Raw genomic sequence first — 16909 nt, 5'->3', positions numbered from 1 at the left:
CGGGACACCTCCCGGCTCCAGCGGCGTGGTCCGGGCCGCAAGCCCGGTCCTGGCGTCCCAGCTCTGGTCAGCAGGTGCTCGATGCCGATGTCCGGCCGTGCCGGTCCTCCAGCTGCGGTCTCGTGCGCCTTCCTCCACGATGAATGCATGGCGCTCGTCCATTCCGCTCACACTTTTGACGCTTTCCGGGCGCTGGCGGACCGGCGTGGCCGGCCTGGAGAAAGGTTGGTGGAGGCTCTGGCCAAGGCCAGGGCCGCGACGGGGGACGGTCCCGAGGTCTGGGCGCCGGCTGTCGCCGCCCGCGTCGGTCTGCCTGCTGCCGCCGCGCTGGGACCTGCCAGTTACTACGCGGACCTCGCCGCCCCGCACGGCGACCGTCACGTGCGGGTGTGCGCTGCGACGGCGTGCTTCGCCGCAGGAGGCGGAGGGCACCTCGCGGAGGTGGAGCGTGAGCTGGGCGTCGCTGCGCACCACGCCTCACCGAGCGGTGACGTGTCGATCCAGGCCGTCCGTTGTCTGGGCTACTGCTACGCGGGGCCCGCCGCCCTTGACGGCGACACGCCCTGTACCGGGGCGACCCTCCCCGCACAGCTCGCCGGGCGGGAGCCACCCCTGGCGCCGGAGATCCCAATGGCCGACGACACCGGTGAGCCGGTCCTGCTTGGTGGTGTGCTCTCCGGTGAGCCTGCGTGGCAGGCGTGGTCGAGGACGGTGTCGTCCAGCACTCCGGACGAGGTGCACCGGGAGGTGGCTGCGTCCGGGCTGCGTGGGCGTGGCGGCGCCGGATACCGCGTGGCGGCGAAGTGGGAGGCGGCCGACCGCGCACCCGGGACCGTGGTCGTCGCCAACGGGGACGAAGGCGATCCGGGTTCGTACGCCGACAGGCTGCTGATGGAAGCCGACCCGGGGCGCGTGCTGGAGGGTCTGGCCCTGGCTTGTTTCGCGTGCGGGGCCCGTCAGGGCGTGGTGCTGGTGCGCTCCGAATATCCGGCCGCTCTGGTACGGATGCGGGAAGCGGTGCGCCAGGCGTGCACCGACGGGCATCTCGGACCGTCGGTGCACGGGACGGCCATCTCCCTGGACATCCACATCGTCGAGGGCGCCGGCTCCTACGTCGCCGGTGAGGAGACCGCGCTCGTCGCGGGGTTGGAGGGCGGTCGCGGTTGCGCCCGGCCCCGCCCGCCGTACCCGACCGAGCACGGCCTGTGGGATGCGCCGACCGTCGTCAACAACGTCGAGACCCTGGCGGCCGTCCCGTGGATCGTCCGGCACGGCGGTCAGGCGTACGCCCGGCGCGGCACGTCCGACGAGACGGGAACCAAGCTGGTCTGTCTTTCGGAGCGGTTCGCACGGCCCGGTTGCTACGAGGTCGAGCTCGGCACGCCGGTGCGGCGGATCGTCACCGAGCTGGGAGGCGGTCTGAAGGACGGCGCCGAGCTGATGGCTCTCCAGGTCGGCGGGCCGCTGGGCGGCTTCCTCGCCGCCGACGCGCTGGACGTGCCGCTGTCGGAGGCAGGGCTGTCGGCCCGGGGCGCCGCTCTCGGCCACGCCGGTCTTGTCGCCTTCGACGAGCGTGTGGCACCGGAGGAAGTGCTGCGTCACGTCTGGGAGTTCGCCGCGGCCGAGAGCTGCGGCGCGTGTTCTCCCTGCCGTGTCGGCTCGCGCCGCGGCCTGGAATGGGCGTCCACCGACACACCGCCGGGCCGAGAGTGGGAACGGCTGTCGCGGGTCCTCGCCGAGGCGAGCCTGTGCGCCTTCGGACGGCGGATCCCGCCCGCCGTGCACAGCCTGGCCCGCGCCTATGGGGACCGACTGGCGGGGTGGGGACCATGAGCGGAGTAACGATCGAGGTCGACGGCACCGACGTCGAGGTGCCCGAGGAGTCGTCGCTGCTCACGGCGGTGTGGGCGGCCGGGATCGAGCTGCCCGCGCTGTGCTCCGACGACCGGCTCAGTCCCGCCGGGTCATGCCGTACGTGTCTCGTACGGGCCGAGGGGCGCATCGCGGCGGCCTGTGTCACTCCGGCCTCCCCCGGCATGCGCGTGGACACCGGAAGCGACGAGGTTGTGCGGCTGCGCCGGGACGCGGTGGAGGTCATCGTCTCCGCGCTGCCGCCCCGGGCCCTCGCCGACGGCAGTCCCAGCGAACTGGCCCATGTCTGCCGGTCGATGGGCATCGGCCCTGAGACGGCAAAGGGTGCCGGAGGCCGAGGCGGGGACGAGTCCCACCCGTACGTCCACTTGGACCGGGACCTGTGCATCGCCTGCGGCCGGTGCGTGCGGATGTGCTCCGAGGTGCAGGGCACCTTCGCCCTCACCCTGGTCGGCAGAGGCGGCGACACCGTCGTGGCCCCCGGCACCGGCGGGCCCTGGGCCGAGTCGGACTGCGTGGCCTGCGGCGGCTGCGTGGACACCTGCCCCACGGGGGCGATCACCCAGCCGGGACCGGCACGGGGACTCACCTCGGCGTTCCACCCCGCTCAGGCCCGGACGCGCACCACCTGCGGCTACTGCGGCGTGGGCTGCACCCTCGACGTGATCGCACAGGACGGTGAGGTCACGGCGGTGCTGCCCGCCCAGAACGGGCCGGTCAATCGCGGCCACGCGTGCGTGAAGGGCCGCTTCTCCCACGGATTCCGCACCTCACCGGAACGGCTCACCCGGCCCCTGCTGCGACGCGACGGCGTGCTGGAGCCGGTCGGCTGGGACGAGGCACTGGCTCGCGTCGCCCGAGGACTGCAGGCCGCCGTCGACGCCGGCGGCCCGGACTCCGTGGCGGCGATCTCCTCGGCCCGCGCCACCAACGAGGAGAACTACCTCGTACAGAAGTTCATGCGGGTCGTCATCGGAACCAACAACGTCGACAACTGCTCCAGGCTCTGCCACTCCCCCTCCGCCGCCGGACTCACCGCTTCCTTCGGGCTCTCCGGCGGCACCGACACCTTCGACGACGTGGAGCGGGCCGACTGCCTGCTGGTGATCGGGGCCAATCCCGTCGAGGCCCACCCGGTGGTCGGAGCCCGGCTGCTGAGGCGGGTCCTCCACGGGGCCAAGCTGGTCGTCGCCGATCCGCGCGCGGTCGGCCTCGCCCTGCACGCCGACGTACACCTGCGGCCCCGCCCCGGAACCAACGTGGCGCTCTTCCACGGGCTCGCCCACGTCCTGCTCACCGAAGGGATGACCGACGAGGAGTACCTGCGCAAGCGGGCCACCGGGCTACCGGAACTCACCGAGCTGCTGGCCGACTACCCGCCCGACCGCGTCGCGGACCTCACCGGTGTGCCGGCCTCGGACCTGGTCGCCGCCGCCCGTCTGTACGGCGGGGCAGAGCGGCCGGCCATCGTCTACGGCCTGGGCGTGACCGAGCACCTGCACGGCACCGACGGGGTGCGGTCCCTGGCCAACCTGGCGATTCTGCGCGGCGCCGTGGGCACCGACCGGGGGTACGGGGTCAACCCGCTGCGCGGCCAGAACAACGTCCAGGGCGCCTCCGACATGGGCGCTCTGCCGGATGTCCTGCCCGGCTACGGAAAGGTCATCGACCCGGCCGTTCGCGCGCGGGCCGAGGGCGTCTGGGGCGTACCGGTCCCCGGGCTACCCGGTCTGCGGATCCCGGACATGTTCGCCGCGGCGCGAGCCGGGGATCTGCGGGCGCTGTGGGTCATCGGCGAGGACGTCTGCGCAACCGACCCCGACGCCAACCAGGTGGCCAAGGCCCTGGACGCCTGCCCGCTCGTCGTCTGCAACGAACTGTTCCTGTCTGAGACGGCTCAGCACGCCGACGTCGTCCTGCCGGTGGCCTCCTGGCTGGAGAAGGACGGGACCTTCGTCAACTTCGATCGCCGGTTCCAGCGCGTCCGCCGCGCCGTATCCCCACCGGGACAGGCCCGCACCGACTTCGACACCCTCAGGGCCGTCGCCGAGGCCATGGGAGTCGACCTGGGATGCGCGACTCCCGCCGACGCCCTCGCCGAATGCGGCCGGCTCACGCCCGTCTTCGCCGGGCTCTCCCACGACCGGCTGGACCGCGAGGGCTCCGTGCCATGGCCCTGCACCGCCCCCGACCGGCCGGGAGAAGCCAAGCTGTACACCGAGCGCTTCGCCACAGCGGACGGCCGGGCCCACCTGGCCGCCGCCCCCTATCTCCCTCCGGGCGAACGACCCGACGACGACTATCCGCTGGTCCTGGTCACCGGGCGGCGCTGGGCTCACTACAACTCCGGAAGCATGACGCGGCGCGGCGGCAACCTCGCGCTCGACCCGGTTGACTTCCTCGACCTCCACACCGACGACGCCGGCCGGTACGACGTGCGCGATGGCGAGGAGGTAACGGTGGAGAGCCGGCACGGCCGAGCCCGGCTCATCGCTCGTGTCGGTGACCAGACAACCCCCGGCCAGGTCTTCTGCTCCTTCCACTTCCCCGCGAGCGGAGTGAACCGCCTCACCTCGGACGTCGCAGATACCGTCACCTCCTGCCCCGAGTACAAAGTCACGGCGATACGCGTGGCCGTATCGTCATCCGCGGCAGACCGCCTCGTTCCCTGAGACCCGTTCCGCTCCGGTGTGGAGCCGAGGCCGACACCGGGTCGCCTTCTGGCTCAGGGAGAGCTTGGGGGACATCCGTACCGCAGAATTCCTCTTTGTACCCACTTCTGCCGATCCGGAGAAAGCAGAGCGTCACACGGCTACGACAGCGGTACGCGAAGGTGAGGGCGTCGCCGGTGTGCGTGGAGAGGAAGAGCCTGTGAACCCGTTCACGCAGCCGGCGCGCATGTTGGCTCTGGCCACGGCCGGGTTCATGGCCGGCTTCTGGGCGTGGGCTCTGCTGGGGCCGCTCGGCCCGACGCTCCGCAACGACTTGGGCCTCAGTTCGTTCCAGCAGTCCCTGGTGGTGGCCGTGCCGGTTCTCGTCGGCTCGCTCGGCCGGATCCCGGTCGGAGCGCTGACCGACCGCGTGGGTGCCCGCCGGATGTTTCCCCTCGTCACCGCCCTGACCATCCTGCCCGTGCTCTACCTGGGCCATCTGGCGGACTCCCTGGCGGAGTTCCTCACCGGTGGCTTCTTCCTCGGGCTGGGCGGGACCACGTTCGCCGTCGGCGTCCCTTTCGTCAACGCCTGGTACCCGCCCGAACGGCGCGGCCTGGCGCTCGGCGTCTTCGGCATCGGCACGGGGGGAACGGCCATCTCGGCGTTCACCACCGTGCAACTGGCCGATGCCGTCGACCGGAGCTTTCCTTTCACCCTCGTCGCAGGCATCCTGGCCGTCTACGCCGTCACCGCGCACTTCCTCCTGCGCGACCAGCCCGAACGCGCCATCCCGGCCGGCTCGCTGCTCACGCGCACCACAGCCACCCTGCGGATGCCCACCGCCTGGCAGCTGGCCTTCCTCTACGCCGTGGCCTTCGGAGGGTTCGTCGCCTTCAGCGTCTACCTGCCCACGTATCTCACCACCGCCTACGATCTCGGGCGCTCCGACGCCGCTTTGCGCACCGCCGGCTTCGTAGTCCTCGCGGTCGCCGCGCGCCCGGTGGGCGGCTGGCTCTCCGACCGGCTCCACCCCGTCCCCGTGCTCATCGGGGCGTACGCCGCCATCGCCGCACTCGCCCTCCTCGCCTCCCTCGAACTCGCCCTGATCCCGATCGGCACGCTGACCTTCCTCGGCATGGCCGCGGCCCTGGGAACCGGATCGGGCGCCGTGTTCGCCCTCGTGGCCCGCCTCGTACCCGCCGACCAGGTCGGATCGGTCACCGGCATCGTCGGCGCCGCCGGCGGACTGGGCGGCTTCTTCCCGCCCCTGGTCATGGGCGCCGTCTACGGCGTCGCCGACGACTACACCCGGGGATACCTGCTCCTGGCCCTCACCGCTGCCGCCACGTGCGCTTTCACCGCGACCGTGGTCCGCCACCATGCCCTGCGCCCGCACGTACGCGGGCGAGGCGCATGACTCTTTCCGACAGCACCAGGGACGTCGGGATCGATGACGTAGTTGTCCATCTCAGCGCGGGAAGACCAAGATCAGCGGAGCCCCTTTGCCCGGGCGGAGCGAGAACGCCGACCACCCGGATCACCACCTGCCGCCAAGGCGGCGCGCGGCTGCCGCTCCGGCCACAGCCGTGCCTGCGCACGCATGACCACATGGCCGAGGCCGGACATCGCGCAGGCGATCGCCAGGTCCCCGAGCGACAGCGGCTCTGTGCCCAGCAGGTTTCGGAGAGGGGGCAGATAGACACCGGCCGCCTGGAGACTCAAGGCGGCACCCACGGCGACCAGCAGGAACGGGTTGGTCAGGGTTCCCGGACGGGCGCGGGAGCCCAGGGCAACGCCCAGCTGGGTGGCGCCGAGAACCAGGAAGATCATGGACTGCCAGGGGCGGCCCGTCTCCTTGGCCCACACGCCGGCCACCAGGGTCACAGTGGCGACGAAGGCGCCCATGAACAGGATCCGCGGCCACAGGCCGGCGCCCAGCACGCTCTCCTCGGGGGGCCGGGGCGGATGGCGCATCGCGTCCGGGGCGACGGGCTCCGCGCCGAGCGCGACGCCGGGCAGGCCGTGCGTGAGCAGGTTGATCCACAGGATCTGTGCGGGCAGCAGCGGCAGCGGCATCCCCAAGAAGGGGCCGAGGAGCATCACGAGGATCTCCGCGGTGCCGCCGGCGAGCCCGTAGAGCAGGAACCGGCGCACGTTGGCGTAGACCCGGCGCCCCTCTTCGACGGCCGACACGATGGTGGCCGGGTTGTCGTCGGCGAGCACCAGGTCGGCCGCCTGGCGGGCCACTTCGGTGCCCCGCCGCCCCATGGCGACACCGATGTCGGCGCGACGCAGGGCCGGGCCGTCGTTGACCCCGTCACCCGTCATCGCCACCACCTGCCCGGCCCCGCGCCACGCCTCGACGATGTCCAGCTTCTGCTCGGGAGTGGTCCGGGCGTAGACACGTACGCCGGTCAGCTCGCCGGCCGTGCCTTCCCGGATCCGTTGCCCGGTGGTGACCTCCTCCTCCCGGGAGGCGATGCCGAGGCGCTCCGCCACGGCCCGTGCGGTCAGCGGATGATCGCCGGTGATGAGTACAGGGACGATGCCGGCCCGTTTGCAGGCGGCGATCGACGGCTCGGACGCGCTGCGGGGCGGGTCCAGGATGCCGACAAGGCCGAGCAGCGACAGGCCCGACTCCCATGTCCCGGACGGCTCCAACGCCTCCTCGTGGTCGGCCGACGCGACGGCGAGCACCCGGTACCCGTCACGCGCCAGCCCCTCCGCCTGAGCCGCCGCCCGGGCGAGCAGGTCCGGACCGTCGGCCAGGACCTGCGGCCGGAGCAGGGACTCCGGCGCTCCCTTGCACGCGACCCGCACTGCTCCGTCCGGCCGGCGGTGGACGGTCGTCATGCGCTTACGGCCGCTGTCGAAGGGAATCTCCTCCAGGCGCGGCAGCTCGCGGTCCAGCGCCGCCCGGTCCAGCCCGAGCCGGGCCCCTGCCACGAGCAGCGCGGCCTCGGTGGGGTCACCCAGCGCGCGCCACTCCGCGGAGCCGTCCGGCGGAGGCTCCAGCGCCGCGTCGTTGCACAGCATCGCGACGCGCAGCAACGCCGCCAGGTCGGGTGCGTCGTTCGCCGTGACCGTTTCTCCGTCGCGGATGACCCGGCCCTGGGGCTCGTAGCCGGTGCCCAGGACCGTGGCCTCTCCGTGCGGCGTCCACAGCCGTTCGGCGGCCATCCGGCCCTCGGTCAGGGTGCCGGTCTTGTCGGTGGCGATCACCGTGACGGAGCCCAGCGTCTCCACCGCGGGCAGCCTGCGGACGATGGCGTGCCGGTCCGCCATCCGCCGTGCCCCCAGGGCGAGCGCGAGCGTCACGACGGCGGGCAGGGACTCCGGTACGGCGGCGACCGCGAGGCTGATCGCCGCCACGATCATCAGTTCCACGGGCTGTCCGCGCACCAGTCCGAGAGCCAGAACCAGGGCGCACAGGGCCACGATGGCGGCTGCCAGAACCCGGCCGAACCTCGCCAGCCGGCGTTGCAGCGGGGTGAGTCCGGGCGCGGCACCCATCAGGGACGCGATCCGGCCGAGCGCGCTGTCGGCTCCCGTGGCGGTGATCATGACGCGTCCGTGGCCGCGGACGACGACCGTGCCCGCCGACACCATGCCGTGCGAGGGGTCGCTGTCGGGAGCCTTTTCCACCGGGACGGATTCCCCCGTCAGCGAGGACTCGTCCGCCAGCAGCAAGGCCGCGGACAGTACGTCCCCGTCGGCGGGCACGATGTCCCCCTCGGCCACCAGGACCAGGTCGCCGGGCACCACCTCGGCGGCGGGGAGGGAGCGTTCCTCGCCGTCCCGCACGACTCTGGCGGTGGGAGCACTCATGGCGGACAAGGCCATCACCGCCTGTTCGGCGCGTACCTCCTGAACGACGCCGACTGCGGTGTTCACCGTGATGACGAGCAGGATCACGGCGGCGTCGGAGAGGTCACCGGTGGCGATCGTCAAGGCGGCGGCCGCCAGCAGCACCAGGATCAGCGGGTCTCGCAACTGCTGCAGCACCCGCCGCCATACGGGGGCGCGCGGCTCCGCCGGGATCGCGTTGGGCCCGTAACGCGTCAGTCGGCGCGCGGCCTCGGCCGACGACAGACCCGCCGCCGAAGATGCGGGCGATGTCGTACGGGGTGCGTCGGTGCCCGCATCAAAGCCGCGGTCGCCCCGCTGCGCGCTCATGTGCCCGGCGGAGTTCCGTACGCGCGTGCGCCACGGACTGCTCGAAGGTCGCCGTCACCCACCGGGAGGACGCCGGGGCGTGCCAGAGCGGCCGCATCAGGACCGGCTTGTTCGCTGTGCGCCATCCACCACACTCCCGTCATGCAGGGAACCGCTGTCCCCGAATACCGGTGTCCGCTTGTCAGGGTGCCACCGCTGACGCCGGCCGGCATGACCGACCACTCGTCGTCTGGGCGATCCTGGCGCTGCGTGCCAGGCATGGGCCGGTTGGTCAGGGCTGTGCGAGGCTGCGCCCGTGGTCGGCGGCGTACGCGGCGAAGACCTCCGCCGCCGTGCCACCGGTGTGGAGGAAACGCTGGTCAACGATGGCGGCGAGGTCGTTCAGCGCACCGGCGAGCAGGTCACCTGCCAGGCGCACCTCCGGCCGCTGGGCTGCCTGTCCTCGCTGGGCGAGGGTGGCGGCGTAGCCGACTGTGGCCGCCAGCGACGAGTGGTCCTCCCCGTCATGGAAGTAGTACGCCTCGGCGTACTGGGTGAAGTCGATCCGCACGCGTACGACTTCGGTGGCCAGGCTGTCCAGCAGCAGTGCCCCGGCTGTGCAGTCGATCTGCTGCGGTGTCGGCGCCGAGTCGCGCAGCAGTGCCAGCCGGATGGCCAGGACCCTCCTGCGGGTCAGCGCCGGGTAGATCTCCAGCACCCAGGAGACAGTGGCCGTCAGGAGGACGAAACCGACGAGGGCTTCCAGCGGGGAGACCAGGCGGAGCCAGCCCTCACCGGGTGCGATGTCCCCCAGCCCCAGGGTGGCCACCGTGACGAGCGACAGGTACAGGGAGTCGAGCAGCGCGGGCTCCTGGGCCGCTTTGGAGCCGGGCGAGAAGGTGAACGCCCCGGGCATGTGGGGCCAGTAGACGATGGCCCAGCCGAGGATGACGGTGGCGGCCCACATGGACACGACCGTGACCATGGCGAGCGGTCCGACGAGCCCGACCACCCGCCGGCGCGCTCGGAGGCGCCGGGCGAGACGCCACAGCGCCGTCATGACGAGGCGGCTCAGGCCGCCGTGGCGGGTGGGGTGCCAGAGGGTATGAAAGAGGTCCCGCAGGGTGAGCATGACGAGCCCGGCGCCGACCAGCGAGACCAACCACTTCATCCACGTCTCCCAGGGCACTGTCGCCTGAAGCCGAACTCCGCTTTCGGAGCCTATGACCTGTCCGGCTGATCCTGCCGCAGACGCCGAGGTCGGCACGCCCGTCTGCGCGGATCAGCTCTCCGGCAGCACGAGCGTGCAGGTCTCTCCGGGCGCTACGGTCACAGCCCGGTCGGCCAGCACCACGCGGATCGGTGACTCCTCCGAGTCGGGCACCCGGATCTCCAGCTGCCCGCTCCGGCGCCGTATGCCGACACCCCAGTGTCCGCGGTAGCGCAGGGAGAACCCGTACTCCGACAGTGCAGGAAGGGGTACCGGATCCAGCCGGAGCGCGTCCTCACGCGTCTCCAGTCCCGTCAGGCCGCGTTGCACCAGATCCAGAGTCCCGGCCATGGCTCCGAGGTGGATGCCTTCGCCGGTCGTACCACCCTGGATGTCGGCGATGTCCGCTTCCAGAGCCTCACGGACGTAGCTCCACGCCTCGGCTCGTCTGGCCCTCGCCAGGACGAGGCCGTGGACGAGGCCGCTGAGGGTGGAGCCGTGGCTGGTGCGCCGCAGGTAGTAGTCGACGGTCCTGCGCCAGACCTCGTCGTCCACTTCGTACCCGAGACGGCGGAACAGATCCCGCAGTTCGGCGGGCGAGAAGAGGTAGCCGAGCATCAGGACGTCGGCCTGTTTGGAGGCTTGGTAGCGGTTCACGCAGTCGCCCTCGGCTTCGAGGATGCGGTCCAGCCGCCGGATGCTGTCGTAGCGGGTGCGGTAGGCGTCCCAGTCCAGCTCGGTGAGGTCGCCGTAGCCGTCGAACTGGCTGATGACGCCCCGGTGGAACGGCACGCGCAGCCGACGGGAGACCTCCTCCCACTTCGGGAGTTCGCCGCTGTCCAGCTCGATACGTTCGAACAGCTCCTGTCGGCGCCATGCCGGGAGGCGCCGCACCAGGTCCAGGGCGCGACTGAGGACCCAGACCGCGGTGACGTTGGTGTACGCGTTGTCGTCCAGGCCCGGCCGGGCGGCGTCGGGGTAGCCGTCGTGGTACTCGTCGGGGCCGACCACGCCGAGGATGCGATACCGACCGAGGCCGGGGGTGAACTGCGCGCTGTCCGCCCAGAAGCGGGCGATCTGCAGCAGCATCTCCGCGCCCTTGGTGTGCAGGTACTCTGTGTCACCGCTCGCTTCGCAGTACTGCCACACGTTGTAGGCGATCGCCGAGCCGACGTGGTGCTGGAGCCGGGAGTGGTCCGGCAGCCACCGGCCGGATCGGGGGTTGAGGTGCAGCTGCTGGGTCTCCTCACGGCCGTCGCTGCCGGACTGCCACGGGTACATCGCCCCGCCCCGGCCCGCCGCCTGGGCAGCGCGGCACGCCCGGGGCAGGCGCCGGTGACGGTAGTTGAGCAGTGCCCGCGAGACCTCCGGGAAACGCAGGTTCAGATACGGCAGCACGAACAGCTCGTCCCAGAAGACATGGCCCCGGTACGCCTCGCCGTGCAGCCCACGGGCCGGCACGCCCACGTCCAGGTCCGCGGTGTGCGGCGACAGTGTCTGCAGCACATGGAACAGATGCAGGCGCAGAACACGGCCCGCCTCCCCCTGCACCTGGATGTCCGCCCCCCGCCACAACCGCGCCCAGGCCGCGACATGGGAGTCCACAAGCGCCGGGAAACCCGCAGCCGAGGCCACCTGGTCGAGCGCCGCGCCGAGCGGGTCACTGATCGCCGGATCACGGGAGGTGTGCAGGGCCACTGTCTTGTCCACGACGGCGGGTCGGCCTGGGGCGACCGGTATCACCAGCCGGTGTACGGCACGGCGATGAGACGGACGAAACTCCGACGACGTGGGCGGCCCGGCGGCGACCGTACGGGCCGCCATGCCGATGCCGACATCGGAGGTGCTGGTGCGGCAGCTCAGCCACGTCACGTCGGTCGCGGACGCGCCGGTCCGTACACGGGCCAGGTGGTGACGGTTGAGGGACCTGTAACGGTGCACGTTGCTGTTGATCACGTCGCCATCAAGGGCGGCTTCGACCTCCAGTTCTCCCGACCATTCCTCGGCTGTGACAACGGTCCGCAGTGCGGCCAGGTGCGGATCCGTCATGTGAACCAAGCGAATCTGCTCCACGCTCAGCGTGCCTGCCGCCTCGTCCCGAAACCGGAACATGCGCGTCAGCGTGCCACGGCGCAGATCAAGGGTGTGCCGGTAATCGAGCACCGGACGCGTGTCGGGAGAGAACCACGGGCCCGCCGATCCGTCGGCATGGCGGAGACGGAAGCGCAGGAGCAGCCAGTTGGGGAGATTCACGAGGTCCTCGTTCACCACCCGTCGCCCGGCCACGGTCGACTCCAGGCGGTTGTAGACCCCGGCCGCGTAGGTGGCCGGGTAGTGCACCAGACTCGCCCTGTTCTCGGGTACGGCGCCGCGGGTGGCGAAGTAGCCGTTGCCGAGCGTGCACAGCGATTCACGCAGCCGCTCGCCGGCCGGATCGTAGCCTTCGTACTCCCAGGTCCACTCCGACATCCGCCGCCCTCTCCTTCTCCCTTCACGAGGTGTGCAGGAGTATGAGACGCGCGTCGGGTCAGGCCCGTTGGGGGACGACGGCCACCGGGCACTCGGCGTGATGCAGCAGGGCGTGGGCGACCCTGCCGAGCTGCAGACCGACATGGCCGTGGCGCCTGCGCGCACCCACGACCACCAGGTCGGCGTCGGAGGAGGCGTCCAGCAGGACCTTGTGGGCGGGGCCTTCGACAGCCTGACGATGCACTTCTACCTGCGGGTGATTCCGTACGGCGTCGCGCAGCGCGTCGGTGAGGAGGGCGGAGGCGCGCTCCTCGTGGGCACCGGCGGCATCGTCGGCGATCAGGGGATGGTCCAGGTGTTCATGGGCGGGGCGGCGCCAGGCCCGTACGGCGTGCAGGGCGCAGCCGCGCGTCTCGGCCTCGCGGAAGGCGAACCGCACGGCGGCCGAGCCCTCCGTGGAGTCGCCGAGGCCGACCACTACCCGGCCGAAGGAGCCCTGCTGGTTCGGCTCCCCGCCGCGGACCACGATCACCGGACACACGGCACGGGCGGCCACCGCCAGGCTGACCGACCCCAGCACCATCCCGGCGATTTCACCGCGGCCGCGGGAGCCCGTGACCAGGGCGAAGGATTCATGAGCTGCGTGCAGGAGAGCGGACACGGCGTCGTCGGGCAGTACGTCGCTCGAGACCTTCACCTCCGGGTTGCGCAGCCGGGCTCGTTCCGCGCAGGACGCGGCGATGTGCTGGGCCATGACCTCTTCGGCTGGACGGCCGGTACTGAAGGACGGCCGGCCTCCCTCGTACCGCTCCCACAAAGAGGCGTGGACGAGCCGCAGAGACAGCCCGAGGCGCGCGGCCTCGTCCACCGCCCAGTCGACGGCGTCCAGGCTGGAATCCGACCCGTCGACTCCCACGACCAGCGGGAGGTCCATGGTCGCCACCACCTTCCTGCCCGGCCACTGCCTTGAAGAAGCCCCTGTGAATACCGTCGCACCGCACGGGTTCCGTCGCGACACCTGGACCGGCTCTCGAAGGGGGACGTCGGCCCAGGTTGCACTGCGGCGATTTGCGACGATCGTGGAGTCATGCGGTCGGACAAAGAACGGGGTTCCATTCCTCGCATCGCCGCCACGGCCGTCGCATCGGCCTGATACGAGCGGGTTTCCGCTTCGCGGTCATGGTGAAGGGAAGGCGATCGTGGTTTCCAGGACCGGCGTCTTCGGCGCCCTGACCAAGGAACATCGCGAACAGCTCATGCCCCTCGCTCGCGAGGTGTCGTTCGCGACCGACGAGCGCATCTTCAACGAGGGCGGCAAAGCCGACCGCTTCTGGATCATCCACACGGGGACCGTCGCCCTCGACGTACATGTGCCCGGCCGCCGCGCAGCGGTCATCGAGACCCTCGGTGCCGGGGAGCTGCTGGGCTGGTCCTGGCTGATCCCTCCCCATCACTGGCACTTGGGGGCCCAGGCAAGCAGCCCGGTACGTGCCTACGAGTTCGGCGCAGCTGCGGTCCGTGAGCTGTGCGGGAACGACCCAGAGCTGGATCACGCGCTGTTGACCTACGTCGCCGGCGTGATCGCGAGCCGGCTCAGGTCCTCCCGGGTGCGGCTGCTCGACCTGTACGCACCCCACGGCGCCGGGGAGGTGCCCTGACAAGGCGAGACGAGGAGGATCGCGGTGCCTGAGACCCCGCACATCGTCAGCGATGTGATGACCCAGACGGTCGTGGCCGTCGGACGCGACGCGCCCTTCAAGGAGATCGTGCAGACCATGGAGCAGTGGAAGGTCAGTGCCATGCCGGTCTTGGAGGGCGAAGGGCGGGTCATCGGCGTCGTCTCCGAGGCCGATCTGCTGCCCAAGGAGGAGTTCCGCGACAGCGACCCGAGCCTCTTCGAGCAACGCCGGCGCCTGTCCGACGTCGCCAAGGCCGGGGCGGTGACGGCGGAGGAGCTCATGAGCACCCCCGCGATCACGGTCCACCCCGACGCCACCCTGGCACAGGCGGCCAGGATCATGGCCGTCCGGCACGTCAAGCGGCTGCCCGTGGTCGACGACATCGGCATGCTCCAGGGCATCGTCAGCCGCGCCGACCTGCTGAAGGTCTTCCTGCGGTCGGATGAGGAGATCGAGGAGGAGGTCCGCCGCACCGTGGTGTCCTACCTCTTCCCGGCCTTCAGCCACGCCATCCACGTGAACGTGCACGAGGGAGTCGTCACGCTCCGCGGGCACATCCATGACACCTCGCTCATCTCGGTCGCCGTGCGCCTCGTGCGCGCCGTGGAAGGCGTCGTGGACGTCGAGCCACAGCTCACCGGCGAGTCAGCCGGTCGGGACGGGCCTGGGACAACTCAGTGACCGTGCGCCAGGCCGACCGCCGGCCGGCTGCGGTCCCTCGGGCGGGTCAGGGCTGGATGGCGGTCAGGGCTGGATGTCGAGTACGTCCGACACCGGGCGGCGCGGTGTGCCGGGTCCTTTGGGGCCGTACCCCAGGCGTAGGAGCATCTGCGTGTAGCCCGTCCCGGACACCGGGTCGCGCAGCGGCCAGCGCAGGTCGATCCATTCGAGGGGCTGGGTGGCGAAGGAACTGGACAGGCCCTCAAGGGTGGCCAGCAGCAGGACGCGTTCCATGGCCTGACCGGCGCGGAGCCAGTCCTCCGGGCGGTCGTGGCTCGTACTGAGGAGGGCCAGCTGAGGAGTGCGTTCGAAGTCCGCGGCGTCACGGCCCGCCACCCTCCGGGAGCCCGCGAAGTCGCGCATGGGGGCCTTGCCGCCGCGCTTGCGCGGCCCGAACGCGTAGTGCGGGACTCCGTCGTCGGCGGTGCCCACCGACGGGGTGTCGATACGCGTCCACCGCGCCAGGTCCTGGTCGCTGCCGAGGTCGGTGATGTCGCGTGCCTCGGCTTCCTGGACCAGTTCCAGCACCTCCCGCAGATGCCATGAGGTCGGGAAGGTCAGCGCTGCTCCCTCGACGCGGGCGGCTGCGCTGAGAGCCTCCCGCACGGGATCGGGGATCTCCCTCTCCTCGAACGGGTAACGGCTGCTGTGCCGCTGGTGAATCGCGGGATACAGCGCGCCGAGTTCGCTCTCGTCGGTTGCGGCGCCGGTCAGCCGCACGCTCGCGAGCAGCGTCCGGTCGGTGGGGTCCGGCAGCAGCCGGGTTTCCGGATACCAACCCTCGTGGGCCACGGCGACTCGCAGGTTCAGCAGGGCGGCGCCGCAGCCGATGTGCAGGCCGCGTGTGTCGGGGTCGGAGTGCGGCATGGTGCGCTCGAAGTCGGCGTGGATTTCGAACGTGCGGCTGCGCCGGAAGTAGCGGAACAGCCAGGGCTGCGCGTTGTGCATCGACGGGGCGGCGGCAGCGGCCTGGGCCAGGGCCGTCACCTCCGCGTCGGCCGGTGCCTGTCGGCTCACTGGAACCTCCCCTCGCGAGTCGGCGGCGCGCCGGGATGGGGCCGCTCGTCGGCGGCCCGTGGCCGCTTACTGTTCGGCCGGAGTGATGCGCCGGCCCGAGAGGCGCGTGGACCGGATCGACACCCACATCTCGCGTGCACCGCCCGCCCATGGCTCGGTGTGTGCGCGCTGGGCGAGCCCACGCACGGCGTCGGGCTCCGTGACGACGTTCGCGGGGCCGACCGCGAGCACACTCCAACCCCTGCTCATCGCCTCGTCCACGTGATCGACCTCGAAGGCGACCTCCGTTCCGACAGCCGCCGCGGGCACGGAGTCGGGCGCGGTCCGGAAGACGATCGTGTCCTCCACGACCTCGTAGTTGACCGGGACGACAGCGGGGCGACCCTCGGGCGCCGACACGGCGATGCGCCCCACGCCATGCGTGGACAGCAGGCGGCGGCATTCCTCCGGGCGGAGGTCCCGCAGCATCGGATGCAGCAGTGCGTGACCCTGACCGGGTGGCAGGTCGACGCCTGCCCCGCGCAGGGCCGTGGCGGTGGTGCCCAACGCATCGGCCAGACTGAGGAGAGTCGCCACGGCCGGGTCGGCCGGCTGTTCCTCCAGGTACGCCAGATAGCCCGGCGAGATGCGGGCGCGGCGGGCCGTTTCCTCCCGGCTGAGCCCGCGCCTCCGGCGTTCGACGGCCACGCGTCGGCCGATGCCGCCGGGGTTGGGTGTCCCGGTCGGCGGAGCGACCGCGGACACGGCCTCCGCCTCACCCGTGTCCGGCTGGGAAGACCCGCGGGTGGTCCCGGGCTGCCCGTGCTCCACATGCCGGACGTGTGCGTCAGGCCCGGGGAACACGAGGGTCACATCATCCGTGTCCGACCAGCGCACGTCGTAGGGGGGTGTTCCGTCCTCGTGGTGGAGTCCGACGATCTCGCCGTCGCGCCTGGTCGCGCCTGGTCGCGCCAGTCTTCGGGCTTTCGATGACGAGTTGGTCGCCGAGGTGAGCTCGCATGATCGCCGCCCTCTCCTCAGAATGGTGCTGTATCCAACGTGCCACGTGCGACACGCCGCCGCATGGGACGACCGGCCCATATCCGCAAGGGCGGGCTGGGTCGACTGGATGTCAAGCGGTCACAACCCGGACG

Annotated in this window: 10 protein-coding genes and 1 pseudogene; 5 read left to right on the top strand and 6 right to left on the bottom strand. The window is 71.5% G+C overall.

Annotated elements, in window-relative coordinates; translation table 11 throughout:
* Positions 1–147: 147 nt before the first annotated feature.
* From ACIHCM_RS00055 to ACIHCM_RS00045, 3 genes are all read left to right on the top strand, one after another.
* Positions 148–1833, top strand: a complete 1686-nt coding sequence (locus ACIHCM_RS00055; protein ID WP_399887091.1) for an NAD(P)H-dependent oxidoreductase subunit E — start codon at positions 148–150, stop codon at positions 1831–1833.
* Complete coding sequence (gene fdhF / locus ACIHCM_RS00050; RefSeq protein ID WP_399887089.1) at positions 1830–4544, top strand: formate dehydrogenase subunit alpha; 2715 nt, start codon at positions 1830–1832, stop codon at positions 4542–4544. Before ACIHCM_RS00055 ends, fdhF begins: the two co-directional genes overlap by 4 nt.
* A 226-nt stretch (positions 4545–4770) precedes the next feature.
* A complete protein-coding gene (locus tag ACIHCM_RS00045; protein ID WP_399888648.1) occupies positions 4771–5943 on the top strand; it encodes an MFS transporter in 1173 nt (390 codons plus the stop codon).
* Between the two features lie 71 nt (positions 5944–6014).
* Here ACIHCM_RS00045 and ACIHCM_RS00040 read toward each other — a convergent pair whose 3' ends face one another.
* From ACIHCM_RS00040 to ACIHCM_RS00025, 4 genes are all read right to left on the bottom strand, one after another.
* On the bottom strand, positions 6015–8702 hold the full coding sequence (locus tag ACIHCM_RS00040; RefSeq protein ID WP_399887087.1) for a cation-translocating P-type ATPase: 2688 nt from the start codon (positions 8700–8702) through the stop codon (positions 6015–6017).
* Between the two features lie 271 nt (positions 8703–8973).
* Positions 8974–9852, bottom strand: a complete 879-nt coding sequence (locus tag ACIHCM_RS00035; protein WP_399887085.1) for a potassium channel family protein — start codon at positions 9850–9852, stop codon at positions 8974–8976.
* Positions 9853–9963: 111 nt separating this feature from the next.
* Positions 9964–12360, bottom strand: a complete 2397-nt coding sequence (locus tag ACIHCM_RS00030; protein ID WP_399887083.1) for a glycoside hydrolase family 65 protein — start codon at positions 12358–12360, stop codon at positions 9964–9966.
* 58 nt (positions 12361–12418) lie between these two features.
* Positions 12419–13294, bottom strand: a complete 876-nt coding sequence (locus ACIHCM_RS00025; RefSeq protein WP_399887081.1) for a universal stress protein — start codon at positions 13292–13294, stop codon at positions 12419–12421.
* A 322-nt stretch (positions 13295–13616) separates the two neighbouring features.
* Between ACIHCM_RS00025 and ACIHCM_RS00020 the strand changes: the two genes are divergently transcribed.
* On the top strand, positions 13617–14018 hold the full coding sequence (locus tag ACIHCM_RS00020) for a Crp/Fnr family transcriptional regulator (RefSeq protein ID WP_399888645.1): 402 nt from the start codon (positions 13617–13619) through the stop codon (positions 14016–14018).
* A 24-nt stretch (positions 14019–14042) separates the two neighbouring features.
* Complete coding sequence (locus ACIHCM_RS00015) at positions 14043–14720, top strand: CBS domain-containing protein (protein WP_399887078.1); 678 nt, start codon at positions 14043–14045, stop codon at positions 14718–14720.
* 63 nt (positions 14721–14783) lie between these two features.
* Here ACIHCM_RS00015 and ACIHCM_RS00010 read toward each other — a convergent pair whose 3' ends face one another.
* Together ACIHCM_RS00010 and ACIHCM_RS00005 are read right to left on the bottom strand one after the other, a co-directional pair.
* Positions 14784–15776, bottom strand: a complete 993-nt coding sequence (locus ACIHCM_RS00010) for an Acg family FMN-binding oxidoreductase (RefSeq protein WP_399887076.1) — start codon at positions 15774–15776, stop codon at positions 14784–14786.
* Positions 15777–15842: 66 nt separating this feature from the next.
* A pseudogene (locus ACIHCM_RS00005) lies at positions 15843–16776 on the bottom strand (pyridoxamine 5'-phosphate oxidase family protein).
* Positions 16777–16909 lie beyond the last annotated feature (133 nt).

This window comes from Streptomyces sp. NPDC052023 (assembly GCF_044548465.1).
Classification (GTDB): domain Bacteria; phylum Actinomycetota; class Actinomycetes; order Streptomycetales; family Streptomycetaceae; genus Streptomyces.
Note: the sequence above shows the minus strand (reverse complement) of the source record. Positions and strands in the feature narration are given on the sequence as shown.